Origin of the sequence: Pseudodesulfovibrio indicus (assembly GCF_001563225.1) — a bacterium.
Classification (GTDB): Bacteria; Desulfobacterota; Desulfovibrionia; order Desulfovibrionales; family Desulfovibrionaceae; genus Pseudodesulfovibrio; species Pseudodesulfovibrio indicus.
The window spans coordinates 681,624-700,672 of record NZ_CP014206.1; the positions used below are offsets into that span (position 1 = coordinate 681,624).

Annotated in this window: 21 protein-coding genes and 1 pseudogene; 8 read left to right on the forward strand and 14 right to left on the reverse strand. The window is 66.0% G+C overall.

The features are described from left to right. Positions 1 to 40: 40 nt before the first annotated feature. Positions 41 to 916 (forward strand): CheR family methyltransferase, encoded by an 876-nt coding sequence (locus AWY79_RS03165; protein ID WP_066800169.1) that lies wholly within the window; start codon positions 41 to 43, stop codon positions 914 to 916. 29 nt (positions 917 to 945) lie between these two features. Beyond that, entirely contained in the window at positions 946 to 2,166 is a 1,221-nt protein-coding gene (locus AWY79_RS03170) for an HDOD domain-containing protein (RefSeq protein WP_078063596.1), read from the forward strand. A 375-nt stretch (positions 2,167 to 2,541) separates the two neighbouring features. Here the strand turns inward: AWY79_RS03170 and AWY79_RS03175 are convergent, their stop codons facing one another. From AWY79_RS03175 to AWY79_RS03210, 8 genes are all read right to left on the reverse strand, one after another. Next, a complete protein-coding gene (locus AWY79_RS03175; protein ID WP_066800171.1) occupies positions 2,542 to 2,766 on the reverse strand; it encodes a hypothetical protein in 225 nt (74 codons plus the stop codon). Between the two features lie 93 nt (positions 2,767 to 2,859). Beyond that, the gene (locus AWY79_RS03180; protein WP_066800173.1) at positions 2,860 to 3,492 is read right to left on the reverse strand and encodes a TPM domain-containing protein; all 633 of its coding nucleotides are present in this window, start codon (positions 3,490 to 3,492) and stop codon (positions 2,860 to 2,862) included. A 10-nt stretch (positions 3,493 to 3,502) separates the two neighbouring features. Then, positions 3,503 to 4,273: a TPM domain-containing protein gene (locus AWY79_RS03185; RefSeq protein ID WP_066800175.1), complete on the reverse strand. Its 771-nt coding sequence runs from the start codon at positions 4,271 to 4,273 to the stop codon at positions 3,503 to 3,505. 4 nt (positions 4,274 to 4,277) lie between these two features. Further along, a complete protein-coding gene (locus AWY79_RS03190) occupies positions 4,278 to 4,886 on the reverse strand; it encodes a LemA family protein (protein ID WP_066800177.1) in 609 nt (202 codons plus the stop codon). 80 nt (positions 4,887 to 4,966) lie between these two features. Further along, positions 4,967 to 5,413 (reverse strand): hypothetical protein, encoded by a 447-nt coding sequence (locus AWY79_RS03195; protein WP_066800179.1) that lies wholly within the window; start codon positions 5,411 to 5,413, stop codon positions 4,967 to 4,969. A gap of 93 nt (positions 5,414 to 5,506) precedes the next feature. Next, on the reverse strand, positions 5,507 to 6,118 hold the full coding sequence (locus AWY79_RS03200) for a YigZ family protein (protein WP_066800181.1): 612 nt from the start codon (positions 6,116 to 6,118) through the stop codon (positions 5,507 to 5,509). Positions 6,119 to 6,149: 31 nt separating this feature from the next. After that, positions 6,150 to 6,935 (reverse strand): HD domain-containing protein, encoded by a 786-nt coding sequence (locus tag AWY79_RS03205; RefSeq protein ID WP_066800183.1) that lies wholly within the window; start codon positions 6,933 to 6,935, stop codon positions 6,150 to 6,152. A gap of 42 nt (positions 6,936 to 6,977) precedes the next feature. After that, on the reverse strand, positions 6,978 to 7,451 hold the full coding sequence (locus AWY79_RS03210) for a cereblon family protein (RefSeq protein WP_066800186.1): 474 nt from the start codon (positions 7,449 to 7,451) through the stop codon (positions 6,978 to 6,980). 88 nt (positions 7,452 to 7,539) lie between these two features. Here AWY79_RS03210 and AWY79_RS03215 point away from each other — a divergent pair, with 88 nt between their 5' ends. Further along, positions 7,540 to 7,851, forward strand: a complete 312-nt coding sequence (locus AWY79_RS03215; protein WP_133987311.1) for a hypothetical protein — start codon at positions 7,540 to 7,542, stop codon at positions 7,849 to 7,851. Positions 7,852 to 7,931: 80 nt separating this feature from the next. Here AWY79_RS03215 and AWY79_RS03220 read toward each other — a convergent pair whose 3' ends face one another. Further along, positions 7,932 to 8,543, reverse strand: coding sequence for a LysE/ArgO family amino acid transporter (locus tag AWY79_RS03220; protein WP_066800192.1), 612 nt, complete (start codon positions 8,541 to 8,543; stop codon positions 7,932 to 7,934). A 235-nt stretch (positions 8,544 to 8,778) separates the two neighbouring features. On the opposite strand from AWY79_RS03220, the gene AWY79_RS03225 reads away from it, so the two are divergent. The 3 genes and pseudogenes from AWY79_RS03225 to AWY79_RS19225 all read left to right on the forward strand — a co-directional run. Next, positions 8,779 to 9,672, forward strand: a complete 894-nt coding sequence (locus AWY79_RS03225; protein ID WP_066800195.1) for a LysR family transcriptional regulator ArgP — start codon at positions 8,779 to 8,781, stop codon at positions 9,670 to 9,672. Between the two features lie 65 nt (positions 9,673 to 9,737). Further along, the gene (locus tag AWY79_RS03230; protein WP_066800198.1) at positions 9,738 to 10,379 is read left to right on the forward strand and encodes a DUF2959 domain-containing protein; all 642 of its coding nucleotides are present in this window, start codon (positions 9,738 to 9,740) and stop codon (positions 10,377 to 10,379) included. Between the two features lie 818 nt (positions 10,380 to 11,197). Beyond that, positions 11,198 to 12,697 (forward strand): annotated as a pseudogene (locus AWY79_RS19225) (PAS domain-containing protein); the annotation flags it as partial. A 159-nt stretch (positions 12,698 to 12,856) separates the two neighbouring features. Here AWY79_RS19225 and AWY79_RS19230 read toward each other — a convergent pair. The 5 genes from AWY79_RS19230 to phnF all read right to left on the reverse strand — a co-directional run bounded on the left by AWY79_RS19230 (position 12,857) and on the right by phnF (position 17,876). Further along, positions 12,857 to 13,966: a DEAD/DEAH box helicase gene (locus tag AWY79_RS19230; RefSeq protein ID WP_066800207.1), complete on the reverse strand. Its 1,110-nt coding sequence runs from the start codon at positions 13,964 to 13,966 to the stop codon at positions 12,857 to 12,859. Between the two features lie 1,055 nt (positions 13,967 to 15,021). Continuing rightward, complete coding sequence (gene phnN / locus AWY79_RS03250) at positions 15,022 to 15,591, reverse strand: phosphonate metabolism protein/1,5-bisphosphokinase (PRPP-forming) PhnN (protein WP_066800210.1); 570 nt, start codon at positions 15,589 to 15,591, stop codon at positions 15,022 to 15,024. Beyond that, entirely contained in the window at positions 15,588 to 16,298 is a 711-nt protein-coding gene (locus tag AWY79_RS03255) for a DUF1045 domain-containing protein (RefSeq protein WP_066800213.1), read from the reverse strand. Before AWY79_RS03255 ends, phnN begins: the two co-directional genes overlap by 4 nt. Beyond that, positions 16,295 to 16,936 (reverse strand): LbetaH domain-containing protein, encoded by a 642-nt coding sequence (locus AWY79_RS03260; RefSeq protein ID WP_066800216.1) that lies wholly within the window; start codon positions 16,934 to 16,936, stop codon positions 16,295 to 16,297. The genes AWY79_RS03255 and AWY79_RS03260 overlap by 4 nt, the downstream gene beginning before the upstream one ends. A 220-nt stretch (positions 16,937 to 17,156) precedes the next feature. Beyond that, entirely contained in the window at positions 17,157 to 17,876 is a 720-nt protein-coding gene (gene phnF / locus AWY79_RS03265; protein WP_066800219.1) for a phosphonate metabolism transcriptional regulator PhnF, read from the reverse strand. An 85-nt stretch (positions 17,877 to 17,961) separates the two neighbouring features. Here phnF and phnG point away from each other — a divergent pair, with 85 nt between their 5' ends. Together phnG and phnH are read left to right on the forward strand one after the other, a co-directional pair. Next, positions 17,962 to 18,441, forward strand: coding sequence for a phosphonate C-P lyase system protein PhnG (gene phnG / locus AWY79_RS03270; protein ID WP_066800222.1), 480 nt, complete (start codon positions 17,962 to 17,964; stop codon positions 18,439 to 18,441). Positions 18,442 to 18,451: 10 nt separating this feature from the next. Further along, on the forward strand, positions 18,452 to 19,048 hold the full coding sequence (phnH, locus tag AWY79_RS03275; protein ID WP_066800225.1) for a phosphonate C-P lyase system protein PhnH: 597 nt from the start codon (positions 18,452 to 18,454) through the stop codon (positions 19,046 to 19,048). The last annotated feature ends 1 nt before the right edge of the window (position 19,049 follow it).

Here is a 19,049-nt window from a genome sequence, read left to right on the forward strand (position 1 = left end):
CGTGACGGGCGGTGGATATATCTTTTAAGGACAAGATTGCATGGGTTCTTTGTTTTCCAAATCCTCGACGTTGCGGAAAAGCGTTCGGATCACGGATGAAGAGTTTGTCGAGCTGCGCGACTTCATCTATGAAAAGAGCGGCATTTTCGTTGACGTCAAGCGTAAGTACCTGTTCGAGAACCGGTTCTCCAAACGGCTTGGAGAGCTGGGGCTGACCAGCTTTTCCGACTACGTCAAGTATCTCAAGCTCGACCGCCAGAACCAGGAACTCAAGCAGCTCTTCGAACTGGTCACCACCAACGAGACCAGTTTCTGCCGGGACATGAAGCAGCTCTCCGCCTTCCAGGAGGTCATCCTCAAGGAAAAGCTGGAAGAGCAGCGCAGGGCCGGACGGTATGAACTGAACATCTGGTCCGCGGGGTGCTCTTCCGGCGAGGAGCCCTATACCCTGGCCATCCTCCTGCTGGAGACCCTCAAGATGGAATACGCCCGGTGGCGGATCAACATCACCGCCGTGGACCTCTCCGAGGAGATGATCAACCGCGCCCGAAGCGGCGTCTACGGCGAATACGCCTTCAAGACCACCCCGGAAGAGATCCGGTCACGGTACTTCAAGCCGGTCCCGGCGGGCTGGGAGATCGACCCCCGGCTCAAGCGGCTGGTCAACTTCACCCAGATGAATCTCAACGACCCCCTGGCCCTGAAACGGGTGCCGAGGTCGCACATCGTCTTCTGCCGAAACGTGATCATCTATTTCGACGATGCCATGAAGCGCAAGGTGGTGCAGGCGTTCTACGACAACCTGCTCCCCGGCGGCTACCTGCTCGTGGGCCATTCGGAGTCCCTGCACAAGGTTTCCCAGACGTTCAAGCCGGTTCACCACGCAGGCGCCATCGCATACAAGAAGGAAGAGTAGGGAAGACCCCGCTATCGGAGGATGTTGTTTTGGGTATCAAGGGCTTTGATGAGCTGAAGGCGGGCATGGTCCTGGCCTCGGATCTGGTCTCCAAGGACGGCAGGCTGCTCTTCAAGGGCGGCACCGAACTCGAAGAGCGTCATTTGGCCTTGCTCAAACGCGTGGGCGTGAACCAGGCCGACGTGGAAGCGGGCCTCGACGAGTTGAGCGAGGACACCCTGCGCGAAATCGAGGAATACGTCCGGGAATTCTTCCTCTACGCCAACCCGGACTCCGCGCCGGTCATCGAAATGTACCGCATCGCCCTGGAACTCACCGCCCGCGCCGTGGCCGGGGGGTGGGAACTGCCCGACCTCGACCGGCGCCGCGCCACCAGCGTCGAACACCTCGAAGACATCTTCATCCGGGGCATGGGCTCGCCCGGAACCATCGTCAAGCACGAGACCGAACTGGCCAGCTTCCCGGACATCTTCTTCCGCATCAAGGAGGTCCTCGAAGACGGGGCCGCCTCCGCCGACCGCATCGCCAAGGTCGTCAGCACCGACATGAGCCTGTCCGCCAAGCTCATCAAGCTCGTCAACAGCCCGCTCTACGGCTTCCCCCAGACCATCGACTCCATCACCCGCGCCGTGGCCCTGGTGGGCGGCAAGGAGCTCTCCACCCTCGCCCTGGGCATCTCCGCCATCAACTACTTCAAGGACATCCCGCCCGAACTCGTGGACATGCAGAGCTTCTGGCGGCACTCCATCACCTGCGGCATCTTCGCCAAGATGCTCGCCGCCACACAGACCGGACTGTCCCCTGAACGGTTCTTCATCGGCGGCCTGCTCCACGACGTCGGCAGGCTCATCCTGTTCAAGAAACTGCCCTACGCCTCCACCGAGGCCATGCTCTTCGCCCGCGAAAACTGCATCCCCCTGGTCGAGGCCGAAATGTCCGTCATGGAATTTTGCCATACCGACATCAGCAAGCCGCTGCTCACCGCCTGGAAGTTCCCCGAAGGGCTCTCCAACATGATCAACTACCACCACAACCCCATGGAGTTCCCCAACCCCCTGGAGCCGGCCGTCATCCACGTGGCGGACAACTTGACCAACGCCGTGGAGATCGCCAAAGGCGGCATGTACGTCATGCCCGGGCTCGACGAGAACGCCTGGAACCTCCTCGGTCTCGACCCCGAATCCGCCCTGGAAAATATCGTCAACAAGTACGCCGAACAGATCGATATCGTCATGGGGGCGTTCTTCTAGCGAAGGGACGGGTTGCGGTCGAAAGAGGCCTCCGGCGGGCAGGGCGCTGCCCTGCACCCGCTTAAGAACCTTTTGAAAAAGGTTCTTAAGAATCTCCAAAACTTTTTGGCGCTCGCTTCGCTCGAAGGCGTGCGGATGGGCGATTTCGGGCGGAAAGAACGGACGGTACGGCGTGCCTCTTCATCGGACGAGGCACGCCGTTTTTTCCGTCCGAAATCGCGGGGTGTTGTTCGGAAGGGGCTGAATTTGGTTGGGAGGGTGTAGGAAAAAATCGCACAATCAGGCTATTGCGTTCCGTTTGTTCGCTCCCGGCCAATCCCTCCGAGAAGCGTTCTGTGCCCGCGCGCTCCGCCCCGCGAAGCGGCGACACAAAGTTTAGGAGGGTGAGAGGGGATGGGGGGGCCGGGGGGAGGGGGAGAGAGGGAAGCCCTTTCCCAAAGGGTTCCCTCTCTCCCCTTCCCCCCGGGCGCCGCAGGCGCAACCCCCGAGCAAACCGGCCAGCAGGTCGGCATTGGGGGAGCCGGTGCCGGTCAGCCTGACGATGGTCAGGGCGGCGAAGATGACGAGCAGCAGCACGGCCACGGGTACGGCGGCGCACATGACGGACCTCCTTGGGTTACTGCAGGAGATCAGACCGTTGTTACGGGAGTATTGAGAACAGGTGACCCTTGGGTGAAATCGGGCCGTTTCGGGCTATTCGATGATCAGGTTGGGCAGTTCGTCGGTGTCGTCGGGTTTGATGGGGAACTGTTCGGCCAGGATTTCGCCGCACCGCCTGACGCCGGAGCACAGCCCTTCGCCCGGCTTGTTGTTGCGGATGCCGTAGGTGACCAGGGAGACGACCTCGTTCCAGACCTTGGGGTCCACGAGGTCGTTGATGCCCTTGTCGGCCAGGACCTGGACGGACCGCTCGTAGATGGAGACGTAGATGATGATGCCGGTCTGGTCGCGGGTTTCGTGCAGCCCGTGGCGGTAGAAGGCGGTGAAGGCGGCCTCTTCGACCTCTTCGGCCATTTCCCGTTTGGCGATGAACGGGCGCTTGAGCGCCGGGAAGGCGTCGAACAGCCGGGAAAAGCAGAGGTACAGGGCGAGGAACAGGCCGAGGAAGACCCACATGTCGTCGCGGCCGAGGGTCAGGGTCAGGAGGAGGGCGGTGAGGGACGCGCAGACCATGGCGCCGAGCAGCCCGCCGCGCGGGTAGTCGTGGCTTATGGTCGCGATGACCGGGACGATCTCGCCGGAGGTGTGCGCCTCGGCCTCGCGGACGCAATCGACCAGGGTCTTCTGCTCCGCCGGGGTGAGGAAGGATTCCGCTTTGCTGCTCATGGTTGTGCTCCTACCAGCCGCCCGACGCGCCGCCGCCGCCGAACCCGCCGCCGCCGAATCCGCCGAACCCGCCGCCACCGCCGCCGAATCCTCCGCCTCCGCCGATGCGCGGGCCGGGCAGGAAGATGAAGCCGGAGCCGGAGCGGCGCACGGAGTTGGCCTTGCCGGTGACGTCGGACCTGCGGCGTCCGAACTTCTCGGTGAACAGGATCATGAAGATCATGGGGCCGATGAGGATGGCCAGGATGTTGATCTTGCTCTTGGGTTTGGGTTGCGGGGCGGTGTATTCGCCGCGCACCGCGCCGCAGATGGCGGCCACGCCGTCGCTGAATCCGCGGTCGAAGTCGCCCGCCTTGAACTGCGGGGTGATGACGTTGTCGATGATCCGCCCGGAGAGCACGTCGGTCAGCCGTCCTTCGAGGCCGTAGCCGACCTCGATGCGGATCTTGCGGTCCTGCTTGGAGACCAGCAGGATGACGCCGTTGTCGAAGTCCTTGCGGCCCACCTTCCAGGCCTCGGCCACGCGGATGGAGAAGTCCTCGATGGAGTCGCCCTCGAGGGACGGCACGGTGAGCACCGCCACCTGGGTGGAGTCCGTGGCCTCCAGGTCGGCGAGCCGGGCCTCGATGTCCTGGCGCGTGGCCGGGGACATCATCTTGGCCAGGTCGTTGACCCGCGTGGTGTAGGGCGGCACGTCCAGGGCCGAGGCCCAGAGGGGTGCGCCCAGGATCAGGAGCAGCGCCAGGGCCGCGCCCGCCAGCCGGGAGAGGGAAGCGCGCACCGGGCTACTCCGCCTTGGCCTCGGTTCCGAAGTTGACCTTGGGAGCGGTCTTCGCGCCCGGATCGGCCTCGAAGAACTCCTTGCGCTCCAGGTGGAGCAGGAGGGAGTTGGTCAAGGAGTTGGGGAACTTGCGGATGGAGAAGTTGAAGGTCTTGACCGCGTCGTTGTAGCGCGTGCGGGCCACGTTGATGCGGTTCTCGGTCCCTTCCAGCTGGTGTTGCAGAGCCAGGAAATTCTGGTTGGCCTTGAGGTCCGGGTACCGCTCCACCACGACCATCAGCCGGGACAGGGCCGAGGACAGCTGGCCCTGGGCAGCCTGGAAGTTGGCCAGGGCGGCCTTGTCGGTGAGCATTTCCGGGGACAGGGTGGTCTGGGTGGCCTTGGCGCGCGCCTCGACCACGGCGGTCAGGGTGCCCTGTTCATGGGCGGCCGCGCCCTTGACCGTCTCCACCAGGTTGGGGATGAGGTCCGCGCGGCGTTGCAGGGCCGATTCGAGGTTGGCCCAGGCGGCGTACACTTCCTCTTCCTGTTGCTGCATGGCGTTGTAGCCGCAGCCGGAGAGGGACAGGAGCATGATTAGGGCCAGGAAGGCCGGGACGATACGTTTGAGCATGGTTTGGTTCCCGTTGGTTGGGGTTGGCAACTGCTTAGAAATGCGGCCCATCCCCGAAAAGTCAAGGGGAGGGGGAGGGTTCAGCTCTTTTTCTTCTTGGGCCGCTTGAGCCGTTTGCCCGCTGCCAGGAGCTTGCGCAGCTCGGCGGCGGCCTCCACCGGGTCGGACTCGTGGAGCAGGAATCGCTCCTTGGCGGTCTGGAAATGCCAGCCCGCCGGGCGGGTCAGGAGCTTGGCCCCCCTGGAGAGCAGGTATTCCTCGGCCTCGGCCTCGGCGGCCACGAACTCCATGTCGGCCACGACCTCTTCCCGCTTTTTGGCGTCGCGCAGATGCTGGGCGAGCTCGAAAACGGAGCGCATGAGGTCCTCGGGCTGGATATCCGTTTCCTTCTTGCGCCCGGAGAGATGTCGTTGGAGTTCGTTGAGGTCGTTCTTCAGCTCCTTGATCTCGAACAGGGCTTTCTCTTTGGAATCGTCAATCTTATCGTTGAGTTGCTTGTAGATCGCGCGCAATTTCTGTGTGGACATGGAACCTGCTTTGAGCCTTGCTGTTACCCCGGATTATCAATAGTCTACTTTAGGCTAGCGTATTTTCGGGGCCGACCGCAACCGGTCGCCCCATCATTTTTCGCGGATAACGGCCCGTCCGTCCGTGAGCTGGGTCACGGCGTCGGCGAATGCCGAGGCCCGCTCCTCGGGCAGCTCCACCAGAAAACCGGCGTCCTCGGCAAAGGTCTCCTCCGCCACCTCGGCCTCGAACTCCGGGAGCATCCGTTTGAACAGGGTCACGGCGGGATAGGGGATGGACAGGGCGCGCCGCACGGTGATCACCATGTCCCTGGTCGGCAGGGTCTCCAGGCCGAGGTTGACCATGGAGGTGTAGGCGCGGACCAGCCCGCCGGTGCCGAGCTTGGTGCCGCCGAAATAGCGGGTGACCACCGCCGCGATCTCGCCCACCCCGGAGTGGAGCAGTGCGGTCAGCATGGGCTTGCCGGCGGTGCCGCTCGGCTCGCCGTCGTCGCTCAGCCCCACGAACGCGGTATCGCCAGGCGGCCCCGCGTTGAAGGCCCAGCAGTTGTGGGTGGCGTCGGGAAATTCCTCTTTGACGGCGGCCACGAAGGCGCGGGCGGATTCCAGGTCCGGGGCGTGCCCCAGCGAGGTGATGAACCGGCTGCGCTTGATGGTCTCTTCCACCCGGTGGAAGCTCGCGGGGATGGGGTATCGGTCGGCCATGGTCCGGTGTAGCCCTGCGGTCGGGAGGGGGTCAACCCCGCGCGGCCCGCGCAAGGTCCGCGCGCAGCAGCGCCTTGATCTCCGGGAACGGGCCGCTGTCCGGCAGCCAGCCGAGCAGCTCCTCGAACCGGCCGGTCCGGTCCAGGTGCCGGTAGGGATAGGGGAAGTGCAGGTCGTGGAGCCAGTTGCACAGGAACAGGATGAAATCATTGGACCACTTGATGGACTGGAACGGGATGAGCTGCCGGTCCAGGGTCAGCCGGACCACCTCCGGGGAGACCTCGGTCTCGTGCCAGGTCAGCCCGCTCTTGAGCGCCTTGCCGTGCAGGGTCTTGGGGTCCATGTGGCGCAGGTTGTTGCGGATGGCGTCGAGCTTGTCCGCGTCGCGCAACAGTTCGGTCACGGTCCGCTCCTCCCCGGTCAGGTCGTCGGGCAGGACGCCGAGGTTGTGCAGCCTGACCGCGGTCAGCACCACTGCGCGCCACTTCTCGCCCAGCGGGGCCAGCAGGTCGGTCCCGGCCAGGATGCGCGCGCCCTCCACGGCGTGGTTGTACCCGGCATGGTCGTCGAAGGTCGCCCTGCGCTCCAGCTGCGGGAAGCGGGCCGTGTCGTGCAGGATGGCCGCGATCTCGGCGGCGCGCCGCAGCTCGGGGGCCGGTTGCAGCTCGTCGAGGATGCGCCGGGCGTGGGCCAGCACGCGCATGGTGTGGGTGATCTTGCGCTGGATGAGGCCGCGCAGCTCGCCGCCGGTCCGGTCGCGGTGTTCGCGGGCAAAGGCCAGCAGCCATTCGAGGCAGTGTCGTTCAATCGGTTCCATGCGGCGCAGTGTACGCCATCGTCCAACCGCTTGCCAGGGGGATCAGGGCCAGGTTCCGCGCGCGTCCAGGAGGTTCTTGAGGATCAGGCCGAAGAAACCGCTGTCCGCGCCCAGGTATTTCCAGCCCAGCTGCGCACGGCACCCGGAACAGGTCACGGGCTGCCAGCGGTACCCCGGAAACCAGGTGAACTCCGCCACGGGCACCCCTTCCGCGACCAGGTTCCTGGCCGAGGCGAAGCAGCCCAGCTCGAAGACCAGCCCGTAGGGGTTGAAGAAGACGTGGCGGTGTTTGCCGTCCACGGCCATGGCCAGGGAGGGGCTGGTGATCTTGGTCCGGCATCCCCGGCAGACAAGCACCCCGCCGGGCTCATCGGCCACGGTTTCCGGCCGGTCGCCCGTTCCCTCGCGTTCCGTCCCAGGCCCGCTGCCGTTCCCGTCCGAGCCTTGGCCCGGCGGCGGGGTCCGGCCCGTGTCTTCGCGCAGGGCGCGGATCGGCTTGGTCTTGCACACGGTCATGGCTTGCTCCTGCCCGGACCCTACCCCGCCCGGCGCGTAAAAGGAAGCCGGGGTTGACCGGGCCGGACCGCGTCCCTACCTAATCTGGATGAGCCCTTCGATACCCGCCTCCGCACCCGGCCCCGGCCCCGCCCATCTGCGCCTGTGCGACGCCTGTTGCGACAACTCCGGGACCAACAAGGAGATGATCAAGACCGGCGGCTGCACCTGCGACATCTGCGGCTGGGCCTGCAAGTGTTGCGGCGACGACGGCAGACAGTTCGTCAACAAGGTCCTGGTCCGGACCATCCCCGCCGAGGGTTGGGCCTACCTCCAATGGCGCAATGCCCGCAGCCTCGTCCCGCTCGATTGGGAGCGCCTCTTCCTCCACGGCAGGCCGGACGACCCGAAAAAGGGCTGATCTGGAAGATGCTTATAATCCGATAAGATAGATATTCATATAGCCAGCTATGCGACGGGTTTTGGAGGGTTCGAGACAGGCTAGGCGGTCAGGGTGCGGTGGATCAGGGACGCGGCGATGGACCACATGGTCAGGCAGACCGCGCCGTCCAGGACGCGCCAGGTGACGTCGCGGGAAAACAGCGGGGCCAGGGCCTGGCCGCCCAGGCTCAGGGCCAGGAACCAGGTGGCGGAGGCCGCGAACGCGCCCAGCCCGAACAGGTAGCGCAGTTCGCCCTGGAACTGGCCCGAGACCGAGCCCATGAGGACCACGGTGTCCAGATACACGTGCGGGTTGAGCAGGGTCACGGCCAGGGTCAGGATCAGGGTCTTGCGCAGGTCCCGCTCCGTCCCGTTGCGGGCCGTGAGCGACCCGCCGCGCATGGCCGCCAGCAGCGCGGTCAGCCCGTACCAGCTCAGGAAGGCCGCCCCGCCCCAGGCCGCGATCATCCCCAGCGTCGGGTTCGCCGCGACCATGGTCCCCACGCCCGTCACGCCCAGCCCGATCAGCAGTCCGTCGCACAGGATGCACAACGCGGCCACGGCCAGATGATGGTTGCGCCGCACGCCCTGGGCCAGCACGAACGCGTTCTGCGCACCGATGGCCACGATCAGCCCGCCGCCCATGGCGTATCCCTGAATGAATGGTGTCATATGTGTTTGCCTCCGGCGGCCGGGGGAAGGGGAGGAAAAACCCTTTGGAAAGGGTTCTTTCCTCCCCTTCCCCCGGACCCCCATCCCCTCCTTTTCCCAAACTTTTTGTTGCCGCTTCGCGGGGAGGGGGAAAGGGGGTTGGTGTCGTTGATGTTGGGGAGGGTTGTAGCGGGGGGGTGATGTTGGTGTAAAACTAATTGTTTTCATGGTTAATTAGATTTGCTAATGATTGTGCATGCTCGATTACAAGTTGGTGGAGGCGTTCGCCTCGGTTCTGGGCCAAGGGGGGTTCGAGAAGGCGGCGCGGGCGCTGCATCTCTCCCAGGGGGCCGTGTCCCAGCGGGTCAAGCTGCTGGAGGAGCAGGCCGGGTGCGTGCTGCTGGTCCGCTCCACGCCGCCCGTGCCCACCCCGGCGGGACAGGAGATGCTCAAGCATTTCCGGCAGGTGAAGCGGCTGGAAGCGGACCTTGGCCAAGGGCTCGGCTCCCCCGGCCAGGGGTTCGACACCCTGGCCGTGGGCGTCAACGCCGACTCCCTGGCCACCTGGTTCTTCCCGGCCGTGGACCCCTTCCTGGACGCGCATGCCGTACTCCTCGATCTCAGCGTGGACGACCAGGCCGCCACTCTCGGACTGCTCAAGGCGGGCGAGGTTCTGGGCTGCGTGTCCGACCGCGCCGAACCGGTCCAGGGATGCCGCGCCGCATATCTCGGGGATATGGATTACAGATTGTATGCGACTAAGTCATACAAAATGAAATATTACCGTGACGGCAAGACGTTGGAAGCGGCTGAGGCCGCCCCGATCCTGATCTTCAACCGCAAGGACGTCATGCACGAGGTGTTGCTGGGCCGGGCCCTGGGCGCGAGGCCGGAGCTGCGCAACGGGTTCTACCTGCCGTCTTCGGAGCGGTTCGCGCCGACCATCGCCACCGGGCGGGTGGCGGGCATGCTCCCGGACCAGCAGGCCGCGCCGCACCTCGAACGGGGCGAGTTCGTCGACCTCCTGCCCGGGCACGTCTTCACCGTGCGCTTGCACTGGCATTGCTGGAATCTCGATTCAGGGCGGCTTGCCGGGTTCACCGAAGCCATAGTCAGGGGGGCGCGTTCGCTCCTGATCCAGCGGCCTTAGCGTTTGCCCATCCAATCCCTTTGTTGTATTCAAGCCGAAAATCGCGTCACCCCAAGGAGTTGTGCATGAAACCGTTTGTCCTGGCCCTGTCCGCCCTTTCCCTCCTCTTCACCCTCGGCTGCTCCAAGGCCTACTATTCCACCATGGAGTCCATGGGTTACGACAAGCGTGAAATCCTGTCCGACCGCGTGGAAAAGGCGCGCATGTCCCAGGAGGAGGCCAAGGAAGAATTCGCCTCGGCCCTGGAACAGTTCAAGTCCGTGGTCGATTTCGACGGCGGCAAGCTTCAGGAAGTCTACGAGAAGCTCGACGCCGAGTACGAGGACTGCAAGGACCAGGCGGACGAAGTGAAGAGCCGCATCGACTCCGTGGAGGACGTGGCCGAAGCCCTGTTCGACGAGTGGAGCGACGAGATCAAGCTCTACTCCAGCGACAAGCTGCGCCGCTCCAGCCAGCAGAAACTGACCGCCACCAAGAGCCGCTACAACGGTCTGATCAGGGCCATGCGCAACGCCGAGAAGAAGATGTACCCCGTGCTCGAGGCGTTCGAGGACCAGGTCCTCTACCTCAAGCACAACCTCAACGCCAAGGCCATCGCCGCACTCGAAGGCGAGCTGTCCTCCATCCGCACCGACGTGGACTCCCTCATCAAGGAGATGGACAAATCCATCGCCGAGGCCGACGCCTTCATCAAGACCCTGGAATAACCGCCGGCCATTCGCCTTCCAAGCGCCTGCGGGAATCCCGCAGGCGCTTTTTTTGGGCGCTTCGCCGCTCCGCTCCGAACTACCTTGCCGGATGCCCTCGCCGGGCGGGCGCCTCCGGCGGCCAGGGAACCCTTTAAAAAGGGTTCCCTGGACCCTCCCAAACTTTTTGGGTGCCTTCGGCAGGTCCGTGCGGGCGCGGGAGGGTGTGTGTTGGGGAAGGGGAAGGAGGGCGAAGGTATGTGCGGCTTCGCGGAGGGATTGGCCGGGGGCGGGAATGCGGTGTCCCGAAGGGTTCGCGCCGGACGTCTGCGGCGCGCGGTCAGCCGCCCGGCGCGAACCCTTCGGGACGGTTGCCCACGCCGCCGGGCAGTTTGGGGGATAAGGGGAATTGCAAGGGCGGCGTGTCGGGACTTGGAGAGGAAGAGGCTTTCATTTAACCCTCGAGCCTCGCGAAGCGACATACAAAGTTTTGGAGGGGAGATGGGGATTGGGGGGTCCAGGGGGGAAAGGGGAAGAGGGGGACCTTTTCCAAAAGGTCCCCCTCTTCCCCTTTCCCCCCTGGCCGCCGGAGGCTCGGAGGCATCCCGGAACTCCTGTTTGCACAATCGATCAATTCGGGGGTAGGGTGTAACCCAAGAGGTTGTACTGCAACCGCAGGGGTACGCATGGACCTGATCATCATCGCCTCCATCGCCTTGCAGCTCGCGGCTGCGGTCCTGGCGCTTTTCCTGATTCCCGAGACGGGCCGCAGGCTGTCCTGGATTCTCATCGCCGCCGGTCTGGTGGGCATGGTCCACCGCCGGGTCCACACCCTGTACATGTCCTGGCAGGGCGCGGTCGTGCCGGACCTGGCCTTCGAGCTGATCGGGCTTCTGGTCTCGATCATCATCCTGCTCGGCATCCTGCAGATAAGGCCCATATTTCGCCGGTTGAAGGCGGCCAACGAGGAGCTGGCCCGGAGCGAGGAGCGGTTCCGCACGGTGTCCGACTTCACCTATGACTGGGAGTACTGGCGCGACCCCGAGGGCAAGTTCGTATACACCTCCCCGTCCTGCCTGCGCATCACCGGCTATCCCCGGACCGCATTCATGGAAGACCCCCACCTGTTGACCAAGCTGGTTCATCCCGAGGACCGTCAACTGATCCGCGCGCACCTGATGCAGGAGCGCAAGGGCGCGGACTCGGTGTCCATGGATTTCCGCATCGTGTCCAAGGACGGGGTGGAGCACTGGCTATCCCATCGCTGCGTGCCGGTGACCAACGACCGGGGCGAGTTCTTGGGAACCCGCGCCTCCAACCGGATCATCGACCAGCGGGTGGAGGCCGAAAACCGGCTGCGGGAGAGCCGCAGGCTGTACCGCGACCTGGTGGAGCAATCGCATTTCATCGTCCTGGAGACCGACCTTGAGGGGCGGGTGCTCTTCATAAACCGGTTCGGCCAGGGGTTCTATGGCGCGGCCCCGGAGGAGTTGAAGGGGCGCGAGGCGGTCGGTCTCCTGTTGCCGGAGGAGGACGTGGAAGGGGGCGGTCTGCGCGCCCGGTTCGCGGGGCTGGCCGAAAAGGGCGAGGGCCACACTTTCACCGAGGTGGAGGTGCTCCGCCGCAACGAGACCAAGGCCTTTCTCTCCCTGGCCATCTCGGTCCTGGTGAACGAGATGGGCAGGCCGTCCGGCATCCTGTGCGTCGGGGTCGACGTCACGGCGCGCAAGGCGGCGGAAAAGCTGAAGGAGGACGTGGAGCGCATCGTCCGTCACGACCTCAAGTCGCCGCTCATGGGGATCATCGGCCTGCCCCGGCTGATGCGCGAGGAAGAGAACCTCACCGACCGCCAGAAGGAGATGCTCCGGGTGGTCGAGGAGGCGGGCATGCAGATGATGGACCTCATCAACCAGTCCCTGACCCTGTACAAGCTCGAATCCGGCACCTACAACCATCAGCCCGTACCCGTGGACTGGCTGGGCATCATCCGGCGCGCGGCGCGGGATACCGGCATGCAGCGCGAACCCGCCTGCCCGGTGGAGGTCACCCTGGACGGGGCCGAGGCCGGGGACGGCCGGGAACTGATCATCCAGGGCGAGGGGACTTTGCTTTACGGCATGGTCGCCAACCTGCTCAAGAACGCGGTGGAGGCGTCCGGCGGCGAGCCGGTCCGCGCGGACCTGCGCAGCGGCGATCCCTGCGTGCTGGAAATCCGCAATAGCCAACCGGTTCCCCCGGAGGTCCGGCAGAACTTTTTCGACAAGTATTCCACGGCGGGCAAGGGCAGCGGCACCGGGCTCGGGACCTACAGCGCCCGGCTGGCCGTGGAGGCCCACGGCGGGACCATCGACATGGATACCGGCGAGACCGGCACCGTGGTCCGCGTGACCCTGCCGCGCGGTAATCCCCCCTCTGATCCAGGGGTCCCCGATGTATCGGACGAAAAAAGGGCCGCAGCTCGAAGCTGCGGCCCTTGTCGTTGCGTGGGGTCGGCGGGGCTAGATCACGTCCTGGTGCAGCTTGACGCGCATGACGCGCTCGATGTCGCGCACCTGGGTCTTGTCTTCGCTGGTCACCAGGCTGACGGCCTGGCCGGAGCGCCCGGCGCGGCCGGTGCGCCCGATGCGGTGGGTGTAGGTCTCCACGGTGTCGGGCATGTCGAAGTTGATGACGTGGGAGATGCGGTCGCAGTCGATGCCGCGCGCCGCGATGTCCGTGGCCACCATGATGGAGAATTTCCCGTCGCGGAAGCCGTCGAGGGCCCGCTGGCGCTGGTTCTGGCTCATGTTGCCCTGCAGGAAGGTCGAGGCGTGGCCCGCGCCCGCGAGCTTGCGGGCCAGGTTCTTGGCCTTGTGCTTGGTGCGGGTGAAGATGAGCACGCTCTGGTGGTCGATGGTCTTGAGCAGCTTGCCCAGGACCTCGCCCTTGAGGTGTCCCTGGGTGTTCAGGAACCGGTGCTCAACGCTCTCCACCGGCTTGGTGTTGGCCACCTGCACGGTCTTGGGGTTGTTCAGGATCTTGTCGGCGAGCTTGCGGATGTCCGCGGGCATGGTGGCCGAAAAGAGCAGGTTCTGCCTGCGGGCGGGCAGCTTGGCCAGGATGCGCTTGATGTCCGGCATGAAGCCCATGTCGAGCATGCGGTCGGCCTCGTCCAGCACCAGGGTGTCGATGTGGTTGAGGTTGACGGCGCCCTTGCTCAGGAGCCGGACCAACCGGCCGGGGCAGGCCACGATCACCTGGCTGTGGCCGAAGGCCTGGATCTGCGGGTTCATGGCCACGCCGCCGATGACCGCGGCGGAGCGCACGCGGGCGTGCTTGCCCAGGTCCCGGAAGTTTTCGAGGATCTGGAGGGCGAGTTCGCGGGTGGGGGCCAGGACCAGGACGCGGGGGATGGCCCGCTCGGATTTGTTGCCGGTCAGCAGCCGTTGCAGGATGGGCAGGGCGAACGCGGCGGTCTTGCCGGTGCCGGTCTGGGCCAGGCCCATGACGTCATGCCCTTGCAGGACCAGGGGAATGGCCTGCTGCTGGATCGGAGTGGGGGTTTCATAGCCGCAGTCCTTGATTCCGGCGACGATGCGGGAATCAAGGGAAAAGTTGGAAAAAGTCATATAAACCTTTGGTAGAAGGATGTTTGTTCGACGGCGCGCGACAGCGGTCGGGGTCCGGTTTCCCGGGTGTTTCGGATGTGCTCTGGTACGGGAGTAAATCTTGGTTCGACAGGTGTGGAACGTGTGCGGCCCAAGTGGGGCCAAGAAGTAATCGTGCGTCCAGTCACGCTGAGCAGTCCCCACCTATGGTCCATCGGCCGGGGAAAGTAAAGGGTTATTTTCAAGGGACCGGGCCAGCCCCCCCGGCATGGGGGGGCTGCCGGGCAGGGCTGTCTATTCCCCCGGCGCGTCAGGAGGGCAGAGGCGGACGACGGGGGCCACGCGGGGGTGCGCCTCGGTGTCCACGGGCTGTGTGGCCGAGCGGCAGGAGGGGCAGAGGGTTTCGTGGATCATTTCGTCCCAGGTTCCGGACCAGTCACAATTTTTACATTCGTATTCCATGGGGATACCTCCGTGATGCGGCAAGACCCCGGGCGGGATGGCCGGGATCGAGTCAATGAATGTTGCGTTGCATGTCGGGCGGTCGCGTCCGGCTTGCGCCGGAGTGGCCTCGGCCCGAGGGCGGGTCGAACGGCTTGCGGAACGGTCCGCGACGGGTTCGACTCGGGTGTAGCCCTGTGCGTGCTCTTTCCTCCCGTCGCCATTCGGCGGGAAGCGTCGGGGCGTCGCCCCTTGAGCTTGGTGGACAGGCATCCGTTTCACGCTGGCCGGTATTGCGGCATGGGGTCCGCGGTGCGCGGACTTGTCCCGGTGCGGCAGGGGACCCGGTGAGGACGGGCCGGTGCTTGCCGGAGCCGGTGGACAAGGTTTCGACCGTGGGTCGAATGCGGCGTGGAACCGGTCTGGCGGAGGAGCGGCTTGGGCTCTCCGGGCTGGTCGACCGGAAGGGATGATGCCTGTTCGTGTTCCCTCTTGAACCGGCTTCGGGGGGTTGCCTTGCCTGAGCGGCCGGGCTCCCGCGAAGCGGTGGAAGTTCACGTTGTTGCTTTTACAGCATAGTCCAAGCTCCCGGATTGTCAAGGTCGGCGATTCGGCCGTCCCTTCGGACGGCCCGGTCAGACCGCCCGGCGCATGCGCGCGGGCCTGCGCCGGACCAGTTCCAGGAGCCTGCGTCCCCCGTCGGAGAGCTCGCCGCTGTTGTCCAGCCGGACCAGGGCGGGGTGCGAGACCGAGTACGCCCCGGCGCGGTCCAGCCGGGCCTCGATTTCATCCATGGTCTCCCGGCCCCGCAGGATGAGCCGCTGGCGCAGGATGTCGAGGTCCAGGGTGACCAGCACCGGGAGCATGCCGGGGTAGCGGCGGGCCGCTTCGGGCAGGTAGGCCCTGGACCCGTTGACCACCACGTTCAGCCCCGCCTCCATCCACTGGTCGATCTCCGCGCCCACGCCGTAGCGGCAACCGTGGCTGTCCCAGGCCAGGGCGAACAGCCCGCTGTCGAGGCGCCCCTGGTATTCGTCGGGCAGCAGGGCAACGTGGTTTTCGCCCCCGGCGTCGGCGGCCCGGGTGATGTAGCGGTGGGCGAAGGCGGCCTCGCCGCCGGGGCAGCGGCTGCGCGCGTAGTTCATGAGCGAGTCCTTGCCGCAGCCGGAAGGGCCGATGACGTAGATCAGGGTGCCTGGGGTCATGAGGTCTCCGATGTGTTGCCGAGCCTGGCCCGGTGTATGAGCCGGAACGAGGTCTCCCGGTCCGGCTGGTGAAAGAGGCAGAGTTCGCGCACCGGATGGGGCCGCCCGGTGACCGTGGCCGCATGGCAGCGGGCCAGCCCCGCGATACGCTCGCGCAGGCCGGGGTCGGCCACCCTGCCGGTCAGGGTGATGTGGAAGCGGAATTCGCCGAGCACGTAGGGGTAGCCCCATCGCTCCAGCAGCCGGTCCTGGGCCGGGGTCAGCCCGTTGGCGCGGCGGCGCGCCCTGTCCGCCTCCGTGACCGGCGCGCGCAGGGGGTGCATGGCCCGCAGGACCGCTTCGGCCAGCTCCGCCGGGCCGTCCTGGTAGGCCGGGACCAGGGCCAGGAACGAGCCTATGGCCCGTACGGCGAGGGGTTCCATGTGCAGCGGGGCAAGGGTGGCGGCCAACCGGTCCAGCCGTTCGAGGACAGTGGCCTCGCCGATCCCCTCCGCAGGCTCGAACGGGGCCATCAGGGTCCCGTGAAATCCGTATCTGCGCGGCTCCACGGTCAGTTCGCGCAGCACGTCGCGGCCCAGACCGGGCAGGTCGGGCTGGGTCACCGGTTCGCCGGTCTCGGCGTCGCGCCCGAGCCAGGCCGTGCCGAACCGCTCGAAATCGCTCCAGCGCGGGGGCGCGTAATACACGCCGTACCGTCCGAGGCTCATTGCCCGGCCCCCTCGTACTTGTTCAGGAAAGCTTCGATATCCAGGTCGCGGAAGTCCGGCAGCGCCCGGCGCAGGCGATGGTGAGGCCAGTCCCACCAGGCCAGGCGCAGCAACCGCTCGCGCACCGGGGCCGGGAACCGGTACCGGATCGGCCTGGCCGGAACCCCGCCCACTATGGCGTACGGCTCCACGTCCCTGCTGACCACGGCCCCGGCCCCGACCACCGCGCCGTGGCCCACGGTCACGCCCGGCAGGGCGATGGCCGCGTGGCCGAGCCAGACGTCGCAGCCGACGACGGTCCGCTGGGTGCGCCGCCATTCGAACAGCCCCGGATCGTCCGGCCCGAACCCGTACCGCGCGCTGCGGTAGGTGAAATGGTGCTGGGAGGCGCGCCACATGGGATGGTTGGTCGGCCCGATGCGGACCTGCGCGGCCACGGACGCGAACTTGCCGATGTCCGCGTAGGCCACGTCGCAGCCGGGGGAGAGGTAGGCGTAGTCGCCCAGGGAGGACTCCAGCAGGGCGCAGTTCTCCTGGACCTCGGTGTAGCGTCCCAGGACGGAGTCGCGGATGTCGGCGGAGGGGTGGACCAGGGGCGTCTCCCCCAGGCGCAGGTCGTTGGATTCGTCCGTGTGCATGGCTTCTGACTTACAGGCGGCGCGGTTTTGAAAAAGCACGGAAGCGCATCAATTGTGAGACGAATGCGACGCTTATGTTACAACAATTTGAAATCACGGGGCAAAATGGACAAGTCGCGAACTTGTCTAGTGCCTCTCCGCGCGCCTTGCCCTACCACCTGTCCATGGTCGCGCCGGCAGCTTCGCCGGACGCGGAAAACGGGACAAGGACATGCGTACATCAAGGCTCCACCAGAATTTGCACCCAGTCGCTGGCGAACAGGCAGACCCCGAACTCCACCGGGACGCCCGCTCCGTCGACATTGACGCTCTCGGTGACCAGCACCGGGCGGGTCCTGGGCTGGCGAAGCTCCTCGGCCTCCTCGGTGGTGGGCATGCGGGCGATGATCCGGGTCCGCTTTCGGGAGTAGTCCGCCACCCCGAAGTGCTTGAGCGCGCGGGTCACGGAGCCGAATTCGCGGTAGGCGCGGACCATGCCCGGAAACAGGGTGCGGGGGAAAAAGGAAGTGGAGTAGCTGATGCGCCGCCCGTCCGCCTCGCCCGCGCTGGTGATCCGGGCCACCACGTCGCCCGGCTCGATGGCCAGGGCCTCGGCCACGCGCGGGTCCGCCTCCGCCTCCACGGCCAGGAGCAGGACGTTGCCCGGCTCGCGGCGCTGGCGGGACAGGTTCTCGCTGAACCGGGTGCGCCGGGACACCGGATAGTGGATGACCGGCTCGCGCACGAAGGAGCCGCGTCCCTGCTCCACGCGGATCAGCCCGTCCTCCTCCAGCCCGGACAGGGCGCGGCGGATGGTGTGGCGGTTCACGCCGTACTCGGCGGACAGCCTGCTTTCGGACGGCAACCGGTCGCCGGGGCCGTAGCGCCCGGACGCGATCTCCCGTTCCAGCCTGTCGTGGATCTGTCGCCACAGGGCGACCCCGGTTCCCCGCGTGAGCATGCGCGCCTCCGTTTTTCCCCTGTTTCGAGCACCGAGACCACAGGCAACCGCGGTTGTCTAGACAACTTCCGAGGATTTCACAGAAATGAAACCCGATAGTGACATGACGGCCCCCAAGGACGGGCAAACCGAGGCCAGAAAGTACTGGATGGGGATTCTCGCCCGCGCCGAGACCGACCGGCTGGAGACGGCCTACCAATCGCTCGACCCCCGTCCCGAGTACCTGCACCTGCGCCCGCCCGAGATCGGCATGGCCATGGTCCGCGCCAGGGCCGAGGCCAGGGGCGAGCGGTTCAACCTCGGCGAGATGACCCTGTCGCGCTGCTCCGTCCGGTTGGCGGGGGGCGGCGTGGGCCACGGGTACGTGGCCGGTCGCGACCGGCGGCACGCCGAACTGGCGGCCCTGTTCGACGCCCTGCTCCAGGACCCGCAGAACGGTCCCGCCCTGTACCGATCCGTCATCGACCCGATCGCCCGCGAGCTGGCCCGGAGCCGGGCCGAGCGGGCGGCCAAAACCGCAGCCACCAGGGTGAACTTCTTCACCATGGTCCGCGGCGAAGACTAGGGGATACACCATGCAAGGACACGCAATGGACACGGCCAGGGACCCCAGGGACCCGGCCCACGACAACCAGCGGATCTTCCGCGCCATCCTGCTGACCATGTCGCACCCCGGCACGGTCACGGTGCTCGGCAACTGGCCCAAGCCGCCCAAGGGGCTGCACCCGGCCGCCGCCGCGGTCTGCCTCGCCCTGGTGGACATGGACACGCCGCTGTGGACGGGCGCGGCCGCGCCCCTGGATATCCAGACCTATCTCCGCTTCCACTGCGGGTGCGCCATTGCCCGCAAGCCCGTGAACGCGGCCTTCGGCCTGGTCCTGGACGGGTTCGAACTGCCCGACCTGGACGCGTTCAACCCCGGCGACCTCGAATACCCGGACCGGTCCGCCACCCTGATCATCCAGGTGCGGTCCATGGACGTGGGACGGGGCATCCGGCTGAGCGGGCCGGGCATCCAGGGCGAGACCAGGCTCCACGTGGACGGGCTGAACGCCGATTTCTGGCTGGCCCTGCAACGCAACGGCCGGCGGTTCCCGCTCGGCTATGACGTCATTCTGGCAACCAAAACGGAGATCGTCTCGCTGCCGCGGACGGTCCGGGTGGGGATATAAC

Coding starts and splice junctions, on each gene's coding strand:
- AWY79_RS03165 (WP_066800169.1), top strand. CDS start 41: ATGGGTTCTTTGTTTTCCAAATCCTCGACGTTGCGGAAAAGCGTTCGG.
- AWY79_RS03175 (WP_066800171.1), bottom strand. CDS start 2,766: ATGTGCGCCGCCGTACCCGTGGCCGTGCTGCTGCTCGTCATCTTCGCC.
- AWY79_RS03180 (WP_066800173.1), bottom strand. CDS start 3,492: ATGAGCAGCAAAGCGGAATCCTTCCTCACCCCGGCGGAGCAGAAGACC.
- AWY79_RS03190 (WP_066800177.1), bottom strand. CDS start 4,886: ATGCTCAAACGTATCGTCCCGGCCTTCCTGGCCCTAATCATGCTCCTG.
- AWY79_RS03195 (WP_066800179.1), bottom strand. CDS start 5,413: ATGTCCACACAGAAATTGCGCGCGATCTACAAGCAACTCAACGATAAG.
- AWY79_RS03200 (WP_066800181.1), bottom strand. CDS start 6,118: ATGGCCGACCGATACCCCATCCCCGCGAGCTTCCACCGGGTGGAAGAG.
- AWY79_RS03205 (WP_066800183.1), bottom strand. CDS start 6,935: ATGGAACCGATTGAACGACACTGCCTCGAATGGCTGCTGGCCTTTGCC.
- AWY79_RS03210 (WP_066800186.1), bottom strand. CDS start 7,451: ATGACCGTGTGCAAGACCAAGCCGATCCGCGCCCTGCGCGAAGACACG.
- AWY79_RS03215 (WP_133987311.1), top strand. CDS start 7,540: ATGAGCCCTTCGATACCCGCCTCCGCACCCGGCCCCGGCCCCGCCCAT.
- AWY79_RS03220 (WP_066800192.1), bottom strand. CDS start 8,543: ATGACACCATTCATTCAGGGATACGCCATGGGCGGCGGGCTGATCGTG.
- AWY79_RS03225 (WP_066800195.1), top strand. CDS start 8,779: ATGCTCGATTACAAGTTGGTGGAGGCGTTCGCCTCGGTTCTGGGCCAA.
- AWY79_RS03230 (WP_066800198.1), top strand. CDS start 9,738: ATGAAACCGTTTGTCCTGGCCCTGTCCGCCCTTTCCCTCCTCTTCACC.
- AWY79_RS19230 (WP_066800207.1), bottom strand. CDS start 13,966: ATGACTTTTTCCAACTTTTCCCTTGATTCCCGCATCGTCGCCGGAATC.
- phnN (WP_066800210.1), bottom strand. CDS start 15,591: ATGACCCCAGGCACCCTGATCTACGTCATCGGCCCTTCCGGCTGCGGC.
- AWY79_RS03255 (WP_066800213.1), bottom strand. CDS start 16,298: ATGAGCCTCGGACGGTACGGCGTGTATTACGCGCCCCCGCGCTGGAGC.
- AWY79_RS03260 (WP_066800216.1), bottom strand. CDS start 16,936: ATGCACACGGACGAATCCAACGACCTGCGCCTGGGGGAGACGCCCCTG.
- phnF (WP_066800219.1), bottom strand. CDS start 17,876: ATGCTCACGCGGGGAACCGGGGTCGCCCTGTGGCGACAGATCCACGAC.
- phnG (WP_066800222.1), top strand. CDS start 17,962: ATGAAACCCGATAGTGACATGACGGCCCCCAAGGACGGGCAAACCGAG.
- phnH (WP_066800225.1), top strand. CDS start 18,452: ATGCAAGGACACGCAATGGACACGGCCAGGGACCCCAGGGACCCGGCC.